This window comes from bacterium, from assembly GCA_030648955.1.
Lineage (GTDB): Bacteria > Patescibacteriota > Minisyncoccia > Phycocordibacterales > JAUSHB01 > JAUSHB01.
The window spans coordinates 40,788-59,889 of the sequence record JAUSHB010000013.1 but is presented as its reverse complement, the minus strand read 5'-3'; the positions used below and the strand labels follow the sequence as shown (position 1 = coordinate 59,889).

Below are 19,102 nucleotides of genomic sequence, written 5' to 3'. Positions count from 1 at the left end.
CGGATTGAGGTGAAAACCTGATCCGCTTTTTTGTTAACCTCTAAAATACAGTAAAGAACAATAAAACAATATCTACAGCAACCGCTCCTGGTTTTCTTCCGGAATATCAAATCCAAGATGTTCGTATGCTCGGCGGGTCGCCATTCTTCCGCGCGAGGTGCGCTCAAGGAGCCCCAACTGCATCAAATATGGCTCATGCACTTCTTCCACCGTTGATTCTTCCTCCGAGATTGCGGCGGCGATTGTGGAAAGGCCGACTGGCCCGCCGGAAAACTTACCAATGATCGTTTCAAGTATTTTTCTATCAGGTGCGGAAAGCCCCACCTCGTCGATCTGAAGAAGCGCAAGCGCTTTTCTCACTGTTTCTTTGTCCAACTCACCGCGGTGTACTTGCGCGAAGTCCCTGCATCGCTTGAGGAGATAATTTGCGGTGCGTGGTGTTGACCTGCTACGCTTCGCAATTTCAGAAGAAGCATCGCCCACGATATCAATACCAAGAATCTTTGCGGAGCGTTCTACAATCTTTTTAATCTCTTCGGGGTTATAAAACTCGAGGCGGAATGTACCACCCGAAAAACGCGAGCGAAGCGGGGAAGAGAGAAGCGCGATGCGCGTAGTGGCAGCAATCAACGTGAAGGGGGGAAGGTCTAATTGAATCGTGCGCGCAGACGGACCTTTGCCGATGATGATATCGAGTGTTCCCGACTCCATTGCTGGGTAGAGCACCTCCTCGATCATTTTGTTGAGCCGATGCACTTCGTCAATGAACAAAATATCTCCCGGGGAGAGGTTGGTGAGAACCGACGCAAGGTCTCCCACTTTCTCGATCGCAGGTCCCGATGTCGTTTTCATCTGACTTCCTGTTTCGTGGGCGATCAAATGTGCAAGCGTTGTTTTTCCTAAGCCCGGCGGGCCATAAAAAAGGAGGTGTTCTGGCGGGTGACCGCGTTCTTTTGCCGCCGAGAGGAGGATTTTTAGATTGTGTTTGATATTATCTTGCCCGACATACTCGTCCCATCGAGAGGGGCGGAGTGTTTGGTCAAGAAATGCTTCGACAGGCTCTTTTTTGGGGTCACTTGACATATTTTTCTCTTTATGCTATGCTTTACGCAGTTCTTAAAAAACTAAATTCTCAAGTAGCTTTCCTTTTATTTTTTGGAAAATTACTTTTTTGTTCCAGTCCCGTCAGAAGTTGTAATTGTTTTTATTGCCCAATGTTTCAAAAGCAAACATTGAGATAAGTATACAACAATTTGGCAATCGAACACCGACAACTTCACACGGGATTCCAGCATATAAACCTCTAAACAATTGAACAGCCAATGTTTCCATGGTACGCATCGAGGACGTTCTGGTACCTTCCCTTGCGGAAGATTTCCTGGGGTTATCCTTTGAAGCGTGCTTCACTTTCGGCATAATGCCAAAAGAATTGCTTAGAGGTTTATGTGCTGGAGTGTTTTTGTTCAACGCTCTACGTTCTATGGTTTTTAAAGATCTTTCTCCATATCTACCACTCGTTCCACTTCTTCCATTGAAGTAACGCCCGTGGAAATTTTCACCGCTCCGTCTTCTCTCATATCCAAAATACCCTGTCCCTTTGATGCCTCAATAATATCGCGTTCATTGGGGTTTTGTGTAAGGACTTTCTCAACCTTTGCGTCTAGGAGGATTGCCTCATATACACCAAGGCGACCTTTGTACCCAGTATGATTACACTTATCACATCCTACCGCGCGCCACACCTTCGTCAATGGATAACTTTTCCCTTGCTTCTTTTCTTCCACGGATGCTAAAATTTTTGTTAAAATTTTTACCTCGCGCTCGTTGGGTGCATCTTCTTTTTTACAAAACTGGCATAATTTACGAACAAGACGTTGGGCGATTGAAAGAGTGAGTGCGGCGGAGAGCACTTTCGGGTTCACACCAAGGTCGATTAAACGCGGAATGACCCCAGCGGCATTGTTCGTGTGAAGGGTTGAGAGCACCAAGTGACCAGTGAGTGCTGAATTAATGGCGATTTTTGCCGTCTCGCCATCGCGGATCTCGCCGATCATGATGACATCGGGATCTTGGCGCAGTGCGGCTCGGAGTCCAGAGAGGAAGGTGTAGTTTGAATTAGTATCCACTTGGGTTTGTGTAATTCCTTTCAAGTGATATTCAATCGGATCTTCGATGGTGATGATCTTAATTTCCGGCGTGTATACCTTACGGAGAAACGCATAGAGCGAAGTAGTTTTTCCCGAACCGGTTGGACCGGTAGTCAAAATCATTCCATTTGGTTTGTTAATCTCATGGTAAATCACCTTAAGAAGATCCTCTTCCATGCCGAGACTTTCAAGGGAAACAGATATTGATTCTGGATTCAAGATTCGAAGTACCACTCCTTCGCCATATGAGCCAGGGAGAAGGGATGTACGAATCTCAATATCGATTCCTTTGAGTTTAATACTGAAGCGACCATCCTGCGTGTCGCCGGAAATATTCAACTTAAGTCCTGAAAGTAACTTGAGACGAGAGATGAGAAGTTTATATATTCGGTGGTCAATTGACGTAACGTCTTCCAGAATTCCATCGAGACGGTATCGCAAACGCACATCCCCTTCTTGCGGTTCAAGGTGGATGTCGGAAGCACCAATCGCAATTGCACCACCAAGAATAATTTCAAAAACTTTCGAGACTTGATGAATGCCCTTCTGTGACGTAATTTCTGTGATAAGTTTTTCTACATCTCCTTGGCTGTGGAGTTTTTCCGCGAGTTCTTCTACACCGGCATGGGAAATATCAAACACACCCGCTTCTGATTTTTGCGCGAGGGAAACATCTTTATAACGATCCCAGATTTTTTCCAGACTCGCATGTGAAGATAGGTGGAGATTTATTTTATAACCGCGTTCTTCAAGAATGCCAAGCGCACGGGTTGTATTTTCGTTATTAGGAGAAACAATAGCAACATCCAAAAGGTCTTTCCCTGTTTTTTTAAATAATCCAATGCCGTTTTCTCGAGCAAATTCTTCGGTGACGAGCGTGATTGCATCATTACTTATCGGGGTGGAGGCGAGGTCAATATAAGGAATGCCATATTTTGAAGAGAGCATCTGCATAAGCTGTTCTTCCTCGTGTCTACGCAACTCCTCGAGCCTTTTTTTCTGTTTTGTTTCGTCAAATTGCACCATTTGACTCAATAGTACCTTAATGCCCTCAAAACACAACACATTTTGTTGAAAACAGGGGCTCGTGTGTACCAAAAAGAAGGCTTAGTTGAGGCACTAACGTGAGCTTGACAAAGTAATAGAAATACTCTATAATGACCGCAGAAAATACCCATTAACCATATCCGGCTTTTCCGGAAGGAGTTTACTATGAAAACAATTCGGTTTACTGTTGTTGCGGTTTTACTTGCAGTGATGACGGGTTGTGCAACTGACGGTTACAATAATACAGTAACCAATACGGTTGCCGGGGGTCTTATTGGAGGTGCAGTCCATGGCAACAAGGGCGCAGTTATCGGAGGTCTTCTCGGTGCGGGAATTGGTGTTTTGAGCGATTCGCAGAATCGCAAAGATGCCAAGGAAATTGAGATGGTAGAAAAAAGAGGAGGAAACAAAAGCACAACCGCTCTTCGTGGACAGGCCAACAGCAAAGAAGCTGTTGAATTGTATAACACGTGCCAAGAGCTTCGCGCGAGCACATCCAGCACCTACGCGAAAAGAGAAATCCCTGATTGCAGTTACATTTTTCACCAAGCATCTGTAAACGGGGCGCGAGTTGAAACTGAAAAACTCATGGTCAAAGTTGATGGTGTGGGGGGTGATGACTATGGCGGGAGTTACCATGGACGGAGAAATGGAAACTATGATGCATGGTGGGACAACTTCCGTCGCGAGAATGATCGGAAGTCAAGAACCTACTACCGATATCGACATAGGTAAAGTACATTGTAAGATGCTTATGCATCTTGAGCCCGGCGAGCGAATCATAATGATTCCTGCCGGGTTTTTCTTTTCCCGATTAATTGAGCACGTTGCACTTACTTGTTGAACCTAGATTACGAGGGGGTTGACATAATATATAATATATGATAAAGTGCTAACCATATAAAAACATTACTTGCGATATGAGAAAAGATACAAGAAATAAACAAGTTAATATATTCCTTAAAATTCTACTTGCGGTTGCCGTTGTTTTCTCGGTACCCGTTTTTTCATTTCCCGCATTTGCGGGGAATCTCACGGTGAAAACCAATGATGTTACGGGTGTTAATCAAGGAGGGGCAATATTGAATGGATTTGTTTCTAACCTCGGCGGATATAGCACTATATATTTTGAATGGGGAGAAAGCTATTTACTTAATAATACAACTGGAATCGCAGCTATTTCTGGTTCTGGAGTATTCCGTAAATCTCAATATGGACTAGAACAAGGAAAAACATATTATTATCGAGCCGTTGCCGTATCACACGAGACAGGGGAAACGCAATATGGCCAAACATTAAGTTTTAGTACTACAAAAATCCAATATCCTTCTCAACAGATTCCAACCGTAGAAACGAGAACGGCGAGTAATGTAACTGGTTCTTCGGCGGTGCTTAATGGGGCGGTAAATCCGCTCGGAACATCTGATACCGTACGCTGGTTTGAATGGGGGACGACGCAGTCATTAGGGAAACAAACACCAAAAGCAAATCAAGGTACCTTGGCGGGAAATTTTAACTACTCGCTTTCTGATCTAAGCCCCAACACTATTTATTATTTCAAAGCAGTTGCACAAAATGCTGATGGACTAGCACCGGGGAGTATTTACAGTTTTAAAACAGGAGACATAAATAGTATTACGTCGACTCCGTCCACAGGAGTCACTTCCATTACGTCCGCTTCCACCACAGAAAGTTTTCCTTCCGAAATAGGCGGAGAAACAAATACAACACCACCTAAAACAACAAAGACATCTTCAAGTAAAGCAACCAACACAGCAATGGTGGGTATTTTCAGTGATGGATTCCCAAATTCCCTCGCCGGCTGGCTCCTTATATTCTTACTTATTATCCTTATTGTGATCGCAATTGACCACGTGGTTGACAGATATCAAAAAAGAAAAGAAGAAAAGAAACGACATGAGTTGAGTGTGGTGAGTGAAAGAGAAGATGGTGAAGATGTGTCACGGGTGATTAAGTAATACTATACAAAATCCCACGGAGTCACGCGGTATTTTACAGTTTACCTTTTTGTTTTAAAAGAATGTTTATTTTCTCAATGATCTCCATGGGGGTAAAATTCGCTTTAATGAGAAAATCATCTGCGCCTAAATTTTTTGCTTCTTCGATCTCGTGTTCTTGGCTAAGATTAGAAAAAATAATTATGAGTACGTCTTTCAAGCGTTCATTGGATTTTATTTTTTTGAGCACTTCAAATCCGTTCATACCCGGCATAATAATATCGAGAAGTATCAAGTCCGGAATATTGTTTTCAAGAAGAGTCAGGGCTTCTTCCCCATTCATTGCTACAGAAATCTTGTAGCCCTCTCTTTCCATGCGCGAAGAGGCGATAGAAGAAAGAAATGGATCATCCTCCACAATCATAATTTTTATATCAGAATTTTTTTTACTCATCACTTTTTTTACTTGCGAGTTTTCATCAGCAAGATGTTTTTTCATTTTTATAAGCAATTCGCCGGGGTCAAACTCTGTTTTAATGAGATAATCCTTTGCGCCAAGATCCAAAATTCTTTTCAAATCAACCGGCTGACCGGAACCAGAAATAACGATCATACAGATTTTCTTAAGCTCGGGATCTTTACTTACTTCATCAAGAATATCATATCCATTCTTGTTTGGCAGTACAATATCAAGAAGGACCATGTCTGGCTTTAAATCACGTATCTTTTGAAGCCCCACCTGACCGTCGGTTTCAAAAAAAACAGTGTATCCTTCGGCAGTCAATTTATCCAAAAGAAGGTTTCCTAATGTGTGGTCGTCTTCGATGATAAGAATTTTTTTATGTTGTTCCATGGCGTGTGTACTATGATTATATGAAATATTTTAAATAAATTTTACATGGGAATACCAACAATCGGTATGGTGAAATAAAAAGTGGTGCCGATATTTTCCTTGCTGTCAAAACCAATGGCTCCACCATGTTTATCCACAATACTTTTTGCTATAAAAAGACCAAGCCCAGAGCCGTCAGTTTCAAGTCTCACTGCGTTATCAGCGCGAAAGAATTTAGTAAAAATACTTGACTGCTGTTGCTCGGGAATACCGATTCCGTTATCGTTCACAATAAATTTTACAAAATCATTTTCTATTTTTGTAGAAACAGTAACCCTACCGCCCTCGCGGGTGTAAAAGATCGCATTTTCAATTAAATTTTGAAGTACCGCACGTATTTTCCCAGGATCCGCATTAATGCGAGGCAATGAAATAGGGGGTTTTTCGTATGACAGGTTGATGTTCCGTACCTTGGCCGGGCTTACAAAGTCGGAAAGTACGCTGTCAATCAAATCCTCGGTGTGAATGAACGTAAAATCATATCGCATTTTACCTGACTCTATGCGCGTTACCACAAGCATTTCATTAACAAGAGTAATAATACGTTCATTGCTTTCGAATCCCTTTTGAAGAAGGGATCGTTGTTTTGGATTAAGGTTGTCTGAGTGCTCATCGATTAATAATGAAAGGGTCCACTTGATTGCAGAAAGCGGGGTACGAAGTTGGTGTGCTGCTACGGAGATAAATTCAGTCTTTATTTTATCAAGTTCGCGTAGGCGGTCATTTGCGCGAACAAGATCTTCCTCGCGTTTAATAAGTAGCTGGTTGCTTATATTGAGCTCCTCTATTTTTTGTTTGAGTTCTTGAGTTCTTTGTACTACTTTTTGTTCAACACTCTCCTTTTCTGCTTTTAATTCTTCGAACAACTTCACTATTTTGTGGTTGAGTTCCATGAACTCTTCTGAACTTAGGTCGAACGAACGTTCCATAAACTGGCGATCTTTGTCGTAGTTATCATATGTATCGCTCACTATTTTTAGCAAAGTCTGTATGTCCAAAGAAAGCGGGGTGCCTTCTTTGAAAAATTTTCTTACTTGGCGTTCAAGGATGTGGTGCATCGTTTTTATAGTTCTCGAAATGTGGTGATCGTCATGGTTTGGTTATGAAGCTGACACTGTCGTTCAGTGGAAGTTGTTGGACAGATTTCGCCGTATGAGTAAAACCCGATGATTGCCGCCTGGCGCCCTATTTTTTCTTGCACTGCCAGAAGTTCATCCTCGGTGCGTTCTTTAAGGACAAGCTTTCTGCCGATACAGCTAATTAAAATTGCGATATCAGCCTTTTCATTTCCCAAACTTTCAATACTCATATTTGCCGCTCGAGAAGCGCCGTCAATAAGACGATCAAAGTTTGCCTTCATGAATCGGGCAACAACCCCCTCTGGCATATCGCCAGCAAAAGTCATTGATTGAGTTTCTTCATCAACCCCAAGGAGTGTTCGCACGAGCTCATCTTCCTCTCCTTTATCGTTTATCACTTTTAAGCTAATCGGGAAGAGAAGACCGCTTGCGGGAAGATCTTTTGCTAAATCACCAAGGTATTCTTTGTAGATAGTGAGAGCTGGCTTACTATCAAGCTCATAAAGTACATTTCCTGTTGCCTTGGTAATAAGACGAGAAACACCGAATGAATCCCATCCCCCCAACGATCCGTACCCTATTTTTATATTTGAGCCGTAAAACCCAACACAAACAAGTTTTTTTATTTCTGGTAATTTATCAAGTCCAAGGAGGGTTTCTTTAAAGCGAGATCCGTCACCCACCAAACCTCCTGTTACAGAAACATGCGGGGGTAATTCTGAAAGAAGTCCCTTCACTAAGGCGGTTCCGTTCACAAAAAGACCATCAGAAAAAATCATCACATGAACCAACTCTTCCTTCGGAAGCGCTTGCGCGAGTTTTTTACCAACAAGTTCACTTTCTTCGGTATGGTCAATATGCGCCTCGGTAAATTGAAGTGTGGTTTTTTCAAACTTTATCGCCATTAAAACCAACGTATCATCAGAGACCTCTGTCCCAATTATTTCCCCTGCCGTGGAAGCGCTTATGATGTGTGAGTGGGGGTACCACGAACGAACTTCACCAAACATCATCTGATTTTTGAGTGGCGCATTTCCTCCAAAAAGAAACACAAGCTCCGGGGCATCTATGGGCGTAGTAAACGATAGTGTTTTCCACCCAGTTTCAGGTGTCCATTTTTTTTGCTCAATTTTCATGTACAAATTTATTAGTTGTGATAAACGAACCAGGTTTATTATAGAGCACAAACTTTTTTTAACAAAACAAATATTTTTTTGTTCTGTTGAGTAATGACACCCATGACACATATCTCATGCCTAGGTATGAGATATGTGTCAAATATTGTCGGTTGTTGGCGGTAGGTTTTTTCCAGTGTAGAATGACCCTATGGCAGTTTTTACATCGAAGGACATCAAAGACACGGAGAAATTTGCTGCGCAATTTATTCGCGAGATATCGAAACAAAAAAAACAACTAGGCGCCACTGTTGTTGGTCTTTCTGGCGAGCTTGGGTCGGGAAAAACGGCGTTTGTAAAAGGAGTGGCGCAAGCACTCGGGGTCAAAAACACCGTCACGAGCCCAACTTTTGTTCTTGAGAAAATCTACACACTTCCGCCAGGCAAAGAATTTTCAAAACTTGTTCACATTGATGCGTATCGATTGGAAGACAAAAAAGAATTAAACGCACTTAATTGGGATGAGGTCATAGAAGACTCCAAAATATTGATATTGATTGAGTGGCCGGAATGCGTAAAGGGGGCATTGCCAAAAGATGCAATGAGAATAGAATTTCGGTTCGTAAGTGAACATACGAGGGAAATTAGAGTAAAATAAAAGTTAAAATATTAAAAATCAAAATGGCAGGTAAAAGTTCAAAAAATTTTCATTTTTACATTTTGCACTGTAGTTTTACATTTTGATTTTTAAACTTTGAATTAAGATAAGTACCACAATACAGTTTTAATAAAACCATGAAGCAAAAATCAGACAAGGAAAAAAAGACAATAGTTCTTTTGGATGCACACGCGATCCTCCATCGGGCGTACCACGCGCTCCCGGGTTTTTCTTCACGCAAGGGCGAACCCACTGGCGCACTCTATGGACTCTCCACGATGCTTATGAAGATCATCCGCGAACTCACTCCTGACTACGTCATTGCTTGTTATGACCGACCTGAGCCAACATTTCGCCATGAAGCATATGATGCGTATAAAGTAGGTCGTCCTAAAACAGACGACGAACTTGTGCATCAAATCAAGCGCTCCCAAGATGTTTTTACTGCGTTTGGGATTCCCATCTACGAAAAAGCAGGATTTGAGGCCGATGATATTTTAGGAACCATTGTCGAAAAACTCAAAAACAACAACAATGTAAAAATTATTATCGCGTCAGGCGATATGGACACACTCCAGCTTGTTGACGACAAACGGGTCGTTGTATATACGCTTAAAAAAGGGATCAATGACACCATTACGTATGACGAAGACGAAGTAATGAAGCGTTTTGGATTTGAACCGAAATTTCTTCCCGACTGGAAAGGGCTTCGTGGTGATCCATCGGACAATATTATTGGTATAAAAGGGATTGGCGAAAAAACCGCAACAATACTCATCACCAATTTCCATACCATTGAGGATATGTATAAAAAACTCAAGAAAAATCCCACAGCACTGAAGGACGTGGGAATCAAAGATCGTATTATAAAACTTTTGGAAGAAGGCGAGGAAGAAGCAATCTTTTCAAAAACACTTGCGACGATTCGCCGTGATGCGCCCATCGAATTTTCCATCCCGAAAGAGGAATGGCGCGCGTCGTTTGAACCAAAAAAACTCGAGACTCTTTTTACCGACCTTGATTTCAGAAGCTTGCGAGACCGCGTGAAGGATATTTTGAATCCCACGGAAGCAAAAAAAGAATCCACACAAGCAACCAGTGAAACAACGACTAAAACGGGAAACATGAAACTTTCTCTCGACCAAGAGCCGATCTCCGAAGAAGATTTTAAAAAAGCGCAAATTGCGCTCTGGCTCATCAATTCAGATATCACCAATCCCAAGAGAGAAGACATTTTGCAGTGGAGCCTGCCTACCGCGCCTGCGACACCAGTGCAGGCAGGCGGAAAAGATACCATACAGGAATCACTCGGGGAACTTCTCAAGGAACTAAAAACGCGAGGACTTGAAAAGCTTTATCACGAAATCGAGCTTCCCCTCATTCCGATTATAAAACGCGCCGAAGAGCGTGGTGTGCTTGTCGATATCGCGTATCTCAAAGACCTTTCCAAGGATTATCACAAAAAACTTTCCGTGCTTGAAGAGAAGATATGGGAAAGTGCTGGAGAGAAATTCAATATCAATTCACCAAAACAGCTTGGTGTCGTTCTTTTCGATAATATGAAATTATCGGTGAAAGGACTCAAGAAAACCGCGGGTGGTGCGCGTTCAACGCGCGAGTCTGAATTGGAGAAACTCCAAGGCGTGCATCCCGTCATCGACCACATTCTTGCATATCGCGAGCTTCAAAAACTTCTCTCTACCTACATCGACAACATTCCCGAAATGGCAGGTAAAGACGGCAGACTTCATGCGAATTTAAACCAGACAGGGACGACCACAGGTAGGATGTCATCAAGTAATCCCAACCTTCAGAACATCCCGACAAGCGAAGGATTTGGCAAAGCGATTCGCAATGCTTTCATCGCCGCGAAGGGACACAAGCTCATAGCGGGAGATTATTCGCAGATCGAGATGCGCGTGTTGGCAGAGCTTTCGGAAGACAAACATCTGCGGAAATTTTTTCAAGAAGGAAAAGATGTGCATGCGGGAGTCGCGGCATTTGTATTTGGCGTGAAAGAAAACGAAGTGACCAAGGACATGCGACGCAAGGCGAAAGTCATCAACTTCGGGATCATCTATGGCATGGGGGTGAACGCCTTGCGTGGGAATCTTGGCGGGACACGCGAAGAAGCACAGGAATTTTACAATAATTATTTCAAAAAGTTTCCGAGCATTGCGGCATATTTTGAAAATACCAAGAACGCCGCGCGGAAGAAGGGGTACACCGAGACGTTTTTTGGCAGGCGGCGTTATTTTGAAAGCATCAAATCATCACTTCCGTTCATCAGAGCTTCCGCGGAACGCATGGCGCAAAATGCTCCCATCCAGGGAACTGCCGCCGATCTCATAAGGATTGCGATGAAAAAGGTTGATGACGCACTTGAGAAAGAGGGGCTCTTGAAAAAAGCACACATCATTCTCCAGGTTCATGACGAACTTATTTATGAAGTTGAAGAAGACACGATTCCCGCGGTGGCAAAAATCATCAAACACGGGATGGAAAGTGTTGCCAAACTTTCCATACCGCTTGAGGTCAATATTTCTGTCGGGGATTCATGGGGGGGATTAAAGGAGCAGAATGTATAATCTTAATATGCAAAACAATAAAAATATATTTTTTGGTTTAATTATATTTGTGGCGGGTTCTCTGTTTGGTGGAGGAGCATATGTTGCGTATTTTAAGAAGAGTAAGATACAAAACAATCCGATACAGGAAACTATTCAAGAAATTGTAACATCTGTTCCATCAACAATACCAGTAATGCCTCCCTGTCCCATAATGCAAGCGCCAGATGGAAGTATGGTCCCAGTATGCCCAGTCGCCATTGGGCTACCTCCTGATATGGCAAATATGAGAATCGAAGAGATAAACCCCGTAGAAATCTTAAACAGAAACACATCACCCCTCCTTTCTTTCGGAACAGGGACGACCACGATGAAAAAAGCGACCCCGTGGAACGACATTCTCATTGCCGAAAGCGGAAGTCCTTTTGCGTCACTGCGAAACGCACGGTACACAATGTGGCCGTATCCCGGCGAGGTCGCACTCAAAGAAACATACATCATTCTTCCTGATACATATGACCCTATATTCCCCGGATATTCGGACAAACAATTTATTGAATCAACGGATGGGACAAAACATATTATGATCTATTTGCGTCACAAAAAGAGTACGGATGTCGGAGCTGATGCAAAAATTTTCATACAATCACCCGCCACGACCAGCGCACAAGATCAGCGCTTGACGCTTTTTGAATCAACAAACAACGAAGCATATTTTTCTATAGTCACTAGAGGGCAAGAGGTGATTGTCGAGGTGAGTTTCACAATATCTCCAAATATGTCGCCAGAACTCTTGGCACTTGCGCGCAAAGAACTGCTTCATGCAGTTGAGAATATGGAAATTATTTGGTAAATAAAAAAGCATCATGATCCATTTTTTCTACGGAGAAAATAGCGCCAGAGTACGGGAAAAATTCCATGAGTTTCTGGATGGTTTTTTTGCAAAAAATCCCGATGCGCCTATGTTTGAAATGAACGCGGAATCGTGGAGTGAGGAGAAATTTGGAGAACTTTTGGCATCACGCGGACTATTCGGAGGGAGGAGTGTTATTGTTCTCGACTCTCTTCTTCAAGATATAGATGCGGAGGGGACTGTTCTTGAGAAGCTCAAAGAGATGAAAGACTCCCCCAATATTTTTGTCATCATTGAGGGGAAACTCACTAAAGTCACTGCAGAACGAGTTGCAAAAAAAACGGAAACCACACAAGAGTCTACGGTAGAAAAAATAGCAAAAAAAATTGAGTTTGATCGCTTTGCATTGAGTGACGCGCTTGGGAGGAGAAGTAAGAAAGACGCGTGGGTTCTTCTTCAAAAATCTTTTGATGCGGGAGGGGTGGCAGAGGAAATTCATGGGATGCTTTTCTGGCAGGTGAAATCCATGATTCTTGCTGTGTCCTCAAAAACCGCCGGAGAGGCGGGGCTCAATCCATTTGTATTCAGAAAATCACTTTCGTTTGCAAAAAACTTCACCGAAGAAGAATTAAAAAATCTTTCATCGCGCTTAGTCTCCATCTATCACGAAGCGCGTCGAGGAGGGGATGAACTTGGGATGGCGCTTGAGAAGTTTGTGTTGAGTATTTAGTTTAATATTGAAATAGTTTCTGTAATTAACCATGAAAAAAGCCCACCGAGGTGGACTTTATTCTGAATAGGTTGTTGTGATCAAAAGATCACTGAGGATAAGGTGCTGTGTGAAATGGGGATTTCGTCGGGGTTTTTGTTTATGCCATAAAGTGGCTAATACTTTTTTGACGAATGTCCATCACTTGTCTGAAGCCAGTATATCTTTCTGCAAGACAAGTGCAAGTGGGGGGGGGTGTGGATAAGTCCCAAAAATCAAGGAGCCGTTTAGGCGACTATGATTTTTGAGGACCCCGTATCAATTTTGCTTTTGAATTACATAAGCAATGCGCGGGCGAATAGCCCAACCCTCGTCGGGCGAAGCATTGCTTTATTGAAAAATAAATTTTACTTAGCATTACCACAAACAATAGTACGCAACTCACAAAATTGGTACTGGGGTAAAAACCAAAAACCCGTTGGGGCGATTGTGATTTTTAATACATAACTTTGTAAAAAACCAATGTTCTGCCGTTGCCTTTATTTATATCCAATTCGGACTGGGGGATCAGTTGAGGATGCACCCCTTCTTCAAATTGAGAGATTCCTTCGCCAATAGCAATAGGAAGTTTATTTAAAATAATTCTATCAATAAGTTTTTCTTTTAGAAATGCCGTATTGAGCTTGGGACCGCTGCAGAGGAGCATATTGGGGTGGAGTGTCGCCGCTTCGCGCAAAGAATTAATCACCGCATACCCCCTTTTAGGTTTTAAATTTTTATCCCTTGTTACTACTATTTTTTCAATACTTAAATTCTCAAACGGCTCCACAAGTTCTTTGTCAAAGGATTGTATCGCGCCATAAGCATTCTTACCCATAATGAGAGCGCCATATTTTGTGCACAGCTCTAAGAAATCACCCCACACCTCGTCGGGAATAAAATCCTCACCCCCGTCTTTTGCGGCGATGAATCCATCGGAAGATAGTACGTTGTAGAGAGTGAGCATAAAATTACAACTTTTTAAACTCCTCCAACGCTTCCGGAAGTTTTGTGTAGCTACTTTCTTTATCAATATGTCCTGCATTGTGGAGGATAATAATCTTAGAACCAAGCTCGACGAATTTCTTTTTATTTTCCTCAAATGTGCCAAACGGGTCGTTGTCGGAAATGATAACCGTGGAAGAGGGAAGGACTTTTCGCACCTTCGCGATATCTATCGGGGTTGTGATCCACGGTTCAGCAATTTTTTCCGCCTCGTCATCCTCAAGGTTTTTTAAATCAAACCATCCCGCGATGAATACTGCTTTGCCTACCGGAGTCGAAACAGTTTCGAGGTAGCGAAGAATCGTCTGACATCCGATACTATGTCCCACAAAATACGTATCTTTATCGGGCGTTTCCACAAGGTCTCTCAAATGATTGACCCACTTTCCTATCACCGGATTTTCCGTGTCGGGCATATCTGGTACAAAAACTTTATACCCGAGCTTTTCCAGTTCTGATTTAAGCCAGGGGAGCCAGTCGCTCTTGCTGTTTCCTGCCCAGCCGTGGATGATGAAGATTCGTTTCATGGGGTTAGTATAGCAAACAAAGAAAAGTTTTAGTAAGTTACACAAAATCTTTGCTTTTTGACAGTTTTTGTTGTAAGTTGAATACTGTTTAGTTCATATCCGCCCGTAGCTCAGTCGGTAGAGCAGTTGCCTTTTAAGCAAACGGTCGCAGGTTCGATTCCTGCCGGGCGGACACGAATGAACGAAGTGAGTGAGTGTCCGCGCGGAGAAACACAACTGCTTGTGTTTCGTCAGGAATCGAAAGCCGCAGTATCCCGCTTTGCGGGAACGAGGCGGGGTCGAGAGTACTTATGAGCGTAGCGAATTAGTAACTCGTGACCGAGACTGCCCGGCGGGCTATCACATGAAACCTACTGGCAGGTGCTAATAGAGCAACACTTTTGATGTGTCAAGTTGGTTTAAATTTGAATTTTTGTCCCATATATTCCAATCGCCATTGATTTGAATGGAAGAAAGTATATAATGTCTAGGTGACGATACTATTTATTGTTGGGTTATTACTTGGTGCGGTTGCTGTTATATTTTCATTACAAAATATTGCCGTCATTACTGTCACTTTTTTCTCCTGGCACTTAACAGGTTCTCTCGCTCTTATTTTATCACTGGCTATCAGCACGGGCGTTCTCATTACCGTCCTCCTCATACTTCCAGAAAGTATTAAAAACTACTTTAGGTACAAAAATCTAAAAAAGGAAAATATAAAACTGGAAGAAGATCTTCGAAAACAAAAAGAGCTAACTGTTTTTGCAAAAAATATTCCTCCAACCGAAGAAGCTATTTTAAAAATTGAACAGGGGGCAATAGACAGTACTCTCCATTAATCAAATAATTCAAAAACATAGAACACTCGGTGGTTCTTAATAAGGGTTTCAATTTCATTCAAAACTGCAAGTAAGCGGAATGTGGTTACAAGCATACCAAAGAGTTAACCCGAGATAAATTCGCCTGGCTGTGCAGGCGGGAGTCCAGAATGCATCAACGTGGTAAAATGGAAAGCATCAGAAAATTGTATACTCGTGGTATAAAACAACTCTTTCTTTTTGTCGCGCTCTCTTTTGGACTTCTCATTATTTTTATTCTTGTCACCAATATAGTTTTTTACCTGTCGACAAAACCATATATCTACCGTGATACTATGGAGACTCCGAACACAGAGACAGTCCTGATTCCCGGTGCGGCAATTTTCAAAGATGGTACACTCTCGTCTATTTTTATAGACCGCGTGGATATGGCCATAAAATTATATGAGGAAAAAAGAGTGTCAAAAATTCTCGTTTCTGGGGACAATAGTACTGTGAGTCACAACGAAGTAAATCCAGTCCGCCTTTATCTTTTAAGTAAAGACATTCCGGATAAAGATATTTTTCTTGACCACGCAGGTTTTGACACCTACAGCTCTATGTATCGTGCCCGTGATATTTTTGGTGTTTCTTCTGTTGTAATCACTACTCAATCATTTCATTTGCCGCGCGCCGTTTTTATTGCGCGTCGACTTGGAATGAATGCGTATGGAGTAAATGCTGATGTTGGCAATATTCTTTTCCGTAATAACGTACGCGAGGTCTTTGCGGACGAGAAAGCAATACTAGATCTTATGTTCAATAGAAAGCCGAAATATTTGGGGGAGAAAATTCCAATATCTGAAGATGGAAGAAACTACCCATAATTCTTCAACATAGTGGTACTAAAAATCATCAACCACTTTTTGCTTACTGGTTACAATGGCAAATCAAACGCGAAGAAGCCCGCGCCGGTGAATACAAGTGAGAGGGAGACAATAAAAAGAAGCATGTAAAATTCAATATCGTTGCGTAGCGATGCTGGATGTCGCCACTTAATGAAAATCGCCACAAGCATGATGAGTGAGGCAACAAGCCCTGCAATTTGGGTGTAAAAACCCACCACGAGCATGACTCCCCCCGCAAGTTTAGTTGCACCAATGGCGCTCGAAAATATACTTCCGGGTCGCATACCCACTGAATCAAAAAATGCCGCCTTATCTTGTCGCTCCGAGAAAAATTTTAAGTAACTAAAATAAATCAAAATTAACCCCAAAGAAACTCTCAATATAAAAGGCGCAATGAGACTGTAGGTAAGAAGGTCTGGGAAAACACTTAATAATTTTGGCATGAAGACAGTATATCAAAAGTCTTGTAACATGTAACCTATAGCCTGTAACCCAAAAAAATTATGGTAAAAAACACTCAGACACTAAAAACGTATCTCATCTTGCACAATATCAGAAGCACCCACAACGTCGGCTCGATTTTTAGAACCGCGGACGCGGCCGGCGTCTCCAAAATATATCTCACGGGCTATACTCCAGCACCTTTAGACCGCTTCGGAAGACCGCGCAAAGATATCGCGAAGGTCGCTCTAGGCGCGCAGATATCCGTTCCCTGGGAGCATGTTGCAAACATCAAAACACTTCTCAAAAAATTTAAAGAAGAAAAAATAGAGATCATTGCGCTTGAGCAGGCAGAGAATTCCATTGATTACAAAACATTTAAACCAAGAAATTCGCTCGCGCTCATCCTTGGCAACGAAGTAGGGGGGATAGAAAAAAGTATTTTAAAACTTTGCGACAAGGTGATAGAGATCCCGATGAGCGGGAAGAAAGAGTCGTTAAATGTTTCCATTTCCGCGGGAATTGCTTTGTTTAGGATTTTTGACCGATAATTTTCCATTTTGTATCTTGCAACAGGGGACACAACAGGAGCCCTCGAACACCTCGAAGATGTTCTTTTGTATGCTTCTCAAGTGAACGAAGAAGATCTTTGTGAACAGATATTGAAAAAAATTGACGAAATAGAGGAGAGTGAGTCTGGGGAATAAAATATTCAGTTATCTCACCTTTTAAAATTCTTGGTCGCTAGTCGCTTGAGCTCCTCTCGCGCAACTTGAGCATCATCCCACGGCAATCTAGTTCCATTCGGACCCATAATGTACGGGTCGGTGCCTTTGCCGGTGATGAGCACGACGTCTCCCTTTTTCGCGGATTCAAATGCGCGCATGATGGCTTGGCGTCTATCCATAATGACCATCTGGGGGGCCTTGCGGATTCCTTCGGAGATATTGCCGACGATCTGGCGAGGGTCCTCGTCATACGGATCCTCATTGGTGAGAATAATGCGCGAGCAGTGTTCGTCTGCGATGCGCCCCATCTCTTTACGCTTCCAACGATCTCTTCCGCCGCCAGTGCCTCCCAACACGCAGATTTTTTTTGAATCGCCAAACGTTTGGTAGAGCTTCAGGAGTGAATCAGGTGTGTGCGCGTAGTCTACAACGACGGAAAAATTTTGTCCTTCATCCACCTTCTCAACTCGTCCTCGTACCCCCTTGAATTTCTCAAGGGCTTTTCGCACAATGTCAGGACTGATGCGCTGGCTCTTTGCAAACGCTACAGCTCCTAGGATATTATAAATATTGAATTCCCCCGGAATACCCACGGACACCTTTTTGCCATCGAGAGTAAGCGAAACATTGTGGTCTGTCGTGGAAAATGGTTTTGCGCGATCAAGCGAGTAGGCGATTTTTTTCTGAACATCTATCTCCAAAAATTTCTCCGCTTCTTTGTCGTCGTTATTTACAATAATAGTTTTATTGTTTTTGTGTGACCGTTCGAGCGCTTTGGCAATCTTGAGTTTCGCATTCACGTAGTTTTCATACGAGCCATGCGATTCGATATGCTCTGGAGAAAGATTGGTAAACACGAGCGCATCAAGGTCAAGAAACTTGTGACGAAATTGCTTGGTTCCTTCAGACGTCATTTCAAGAATTGCCCAATCGCATTTTGCCGACACTGCCTTTCGGAGAAATTGTTGAACAAAGAAACGTCCCGGCATCGTCATCTTGAACATATTCGGTTGGGACTTCTCTCCAATCTTAATGCGGAGTGTTCCTGCGAGCGCAGTTTTTTGTCCCGCTTCTTGCAGGATCGCGTTCACAAGCTCAATGGTGGTCGTTTTTCCTTTTGTTCCTGTCACTCCAACCACCTGTATGTTTCTAGAGGGGAAGCGGTAGAGGAGCGCTCCTACGAGCGCGAGCTTGTAGTGATAAATCGGCGCGAGCGCCTCAAAAACCATTTTTGGGATGAATTTTTTAATTGATTGTAATAGTTTTTCCATATGAAAAGAATTGATGTTGCGAAACAGGTTTATGAAAACATAAAAATAAGCATACTAAGCCACAAGCCATTTAATAGTAATGCAAAAATACCAAGACCTCGATTAGGACCACGGATTGCGTCAATAACTCCGAGTGTAATCCCGTAACACAAGAATAATGATATGAATATTAAAAATCCCAGATTAGTAATTTGCATGGACACAGAGAGTGGGGGGCAATGATCAAAACAAAAGTTCCCCGTCATGGCTAGAACAACAGCAAATAATGGCTTTACTACCATCACACTAACCCAACACAATAGCGCATTTGCTGCAGAACTTAACCTTAATGAAAAAGGACGAAGTAATCTTTCTTTTGAAAACATATATTTACACTTGA

At 42.6% G+C, this 19,102-nt stretch carries 19 protein-coding genes and 1 tRNA gene; 11 read left to right on the top strand and 9 right to left on the bottom strand.

Annotated elements, in window-relative coordinates; genetic code table 11:
* Positions 1 to 72 precede the first annotated feature (72 nt).
* Together ruvB and Q7S11_03365 are read right to left on the bottom strand one after the other, a co-directional pair.
* Complete coding sequence (ruvB, locus tag Q7S11_03370) at positions 73 to 1,083, bottom strand: Holliday junction branch migration DNA helicase RuvB (GenBank protein MDO8572778.1); 1,011 nt, start codon at positions 1,081 to 1,083, stop codon at positions 73 to 75.
* Between the two features lie 404 nt (positions 1,084 to 1,487).
* Positions 1,488 to 3,173, bottom strand: coding sequence for a GspE/PulE family protein (locus tag Q7S11_03365; protein ID MDO8572777.1), 1,686 nt, complete (start codon positions 3,171 to 3,173; stop codon positions 1,488 to 1,490).
* 186 nt (positions 3,174 to 3,359) lie between these two features.
* Between Q7S11_03365 and Q7S11_03360 the strand changes: the two genes are divergently transcribed.
* Together Q7S11_03360 and Q7S11_03355 are read left to right on the top strand one after the other, a co-directional pair.
* Positions 3,360 to 3,929: a hypothetical protein gene (locus Q7S11_03360; GenBank protein ID MDO8572776.1), complete on the top strand. Its 570-nt coding sequence runs from the start codon at positions 3,360 to 3,362 to the stop codon at positions 3,927 to 3,929.
* Positions 3,930 to 4,114: 185 nt separating this feature from the next.
* Positions 4,115 to 5,173 (top strand): hypothetical protein, encoded by a 1,059-nt coding sequence (locus tag Q7S11_03355; GenBank protein MDO8572775.1) that lies wholly within the window; start codon positions 4,115 to 4,117, stop codon positions 5,171 to 5,173.
* Positions 5,174 to 5,207: 34 nt separating this feature from the next.
* Here the strand turns inward: Q7S11_03355 and Q7S11_03350 are convergent, their stop codons facing one another.
* From Q7S11_03350 to Q7S11_03340, 3 genes are read right to left on the bottom strand one after another with little or no spacing between them, the layout of a single operon-like run.
* Positions 5,208 to 6,005 carry a response regulator gene (locus Q7S11_03350; GenBank protein ID MDO8572774.1) on the bottom strand — a complete coding sequence of 266 codons (798 nt, stop codon included), beginning with the start codon at positions 6,003 to 6,005 and terminating at the stop codon, positions 5,208 to 5,210.
* Between the two features lie 41 nt (positions 6,006 to 6,046).
* A complete protein-coding gene (locus Q7S11_03345) occupies positions 6,047 to 7,102 on the bottom strand; it encodes an ATP-binding protein (GenBank protein ID MDO8572773.1) in 1,056 nt (351 codons plus the stop codon).
* A 5-nt stretch (positions 7,103 to 7,107) separates the two neighbouring features.
* Positions 7,108 to 8,259: an FIST C-terminal domain-containing protein gene (locus Q7S11_03340; GenBank protein MDO8572772.1), complete on the bottom strand. Its 1,152-nt coding sequence runs from the start codon at positions 8,257 to 8,259 to the stop codon at positions 7,108 to 7,110.
* Between the two features lie 190 nt (positions 8,260 to 8,449).
* Between Q7S11_03340 and tsaE the strand changes: the two genes are divergently transcribed.
* From tsaE to Q7S11_03320, 4 genes are all read left to right on the top strand, one after another.
* Positions 8,450 to 8,896, top strand: a complete 447-nt coding sequence (gene tsaE, locus Q7S11_03335; protein MDO8572771.1) for a tRNA (adenosine(37)-N6)-threonylcarbamoyltransferase complex ATPase subunit type 1 TsaE — start codon at positions 8,450 to 8,452, stop codon at positions 8,894 to 8,896.
* Between the two features lie 137 nt (positions 8,897 to 9,033).
* A complete protein-coding gene (locus tag Q7S11_03330; GenBank protein MDO8572770.1) occupies positions 9,034 to 11,484 on the top strand; it encodes a DNA polymerase in 2,451 nt (816 codons plus the stop codon).
* A 7-nt stretch (positions 11,485 to 11,491) separates the two neighbouring features.
* Positions 11,492 to 12,316, top strand: a complete 825-nt coding sequence (locus tag Q7S11_03325) for a hypothetical protein (GenBank protein MDO8572769.1) — start codon at positions 11,492 to 11,494, stop codon at positions 12,314 to 12,316.
* Positions 12,317 to 12,329: 13 nt separating this feature from the next.
* The gene (locus Q7S11_03320) at positions 12,330 to 13,046 is read left to right on the top strand and encodes a hypothetical protein (protein MDO8572768.1); all 717 of its coding nucleotides are present in this window, start codon (positions 12,330 to 12,332) and stop codon (positions 13,044 to 13,046) included.
* Positions 13,047 to 13,521: 475 nt separating this feature from the next.
* Here the strand turns inward: Q7S11_03320 and Q7S11_03315 are convergent, their stop codons facing one another.
* Positions 13,522 to 14,031 (bottom strand): hypothetical protein, encoded by a 510-nt coding sequence (locus Q7S11_03315; GenBank protein ID MDO8572767.1) that lies wholly within the window; start codon positions 14,029 to 14,031, stop codon positions 13,522 to 13,524.
* A gap of 4 nt (positions 14,032 to 14,035) precedes the next feature.
* Positions 14,036 to 14,596 carry an alpha/beta fold hydrolase gene (locus tag Q7S11_03310; GenBank protein ID MDO8572766.1) on the bottom strand — a complete coding sequence of 187 codons (561 nt, stop codon included), beginning with the start codon at positions 14,594 to 14,596 and terminating at the stop codon, positions 14,036 to 14,038.
* Positions 14,597 to 14,695: 99 nt separating this feature from the next.
* Here Q7S11_03310 and Q7S11_03305 point away from each other — a divergent pair.
* From Q7S11_03305 to Q7S11_03295, 3 genes are all read left to right on the top strand, one after another.
* Positions 14,696 to 14,768, top strand: a tRNA-Lys gene (locus Q7S11_03305).
* A 298-nt stretch (positions 14,769 to 15,066) separates the two neighbouring features.
* Positions 15,067 to 15,417 (top strand): LapA family protein, encoded by a 351-nt coding sequence (locus Q7S11_03300; protein MDO8572765.1) that lies wholly within the window; start codon positions 15,067 to 15,069, stop codon positions 15,415 to 15,417.
* A 167-nt stretch (positions 15,418 to 15,584) separates the two neighbouring features.
* Positions 15,585 to 16,262, top strand: a complete 678-nt coding sequence (locus tag Q7S11_03295) for an ElyC/SanA/YdcF family protein (GenBank protein ID MDO8572764.1) — start codon at positions 15,585 to 15,587, stop codon at positions 16,260 to 16,262.
* Between the two features lie 50 nt (positions 16,263 to 16,312).
* Here Q7S11_03295 and Q7S11_03290 read toward each other — a convergent pair whose 3' ends face one another.
* Positions 16,313 to 16,726, bottom strand: coding sequence for a DoxX family protein (locus tag Q7S11_03290; protein ID MDO8572763.1), 414 nt, complete (start codon positions 16,724 to 16,726; stop codon positions 16,313 to 16,315).
* A 60-nt stretch (positions 16,727 to 16,786) separates the two neighbouring features.
* On the opposite strand from Q7S11_03290, the gene Q7S11_03285 reads away from it, so the two are divergent.
* Both Q7S11_03285 and Q7S11_03280 read left to right on the top strand, forming a co-directional pair.
* Positions 16,787 to 17,275, top strand: coding sequence for an RNA methyltransferase (locus Q7S11_03285; protein ID MDO8572762.1), 489 nt, complete (start codon positions 16,787 to 16,789; stop codon positions 17,273 to 17,275).
* Positions 17,276 to 17,284: 9 nt separating this feature from the next.
* Positions 17,285 to 17,431, top strand: coding sequence for a hypothetical protein (locus Q7S11_03280; protein MDO8572761.1), 147 nt, complete (start codon positions 17,285 to 17,287; stop codon positions 17,429 to 17,431).
* 14 nt (positions 17,432 to 17,445) lie between these two features.
* Here Q7S11_03280 and murE read toward each other — a convergent pair whose 3' ends face one another.
* Positions 17,446 to 18,723 (bottom strand): UDP-N-acetylmuramyl-tripeptide synthetase, encoded by a 1,278-nt coding sequence (gene murE, locus Q7S11_03275; GenBank protein MDO8572760.1) that lies wholly within the window; start codon positions 18,721 to 18,723, stop codon positions 17,446 to 17,448.
* Between the last annotated feature and the right edge of the window lie 379 nt (positions 18,724 to 19,102).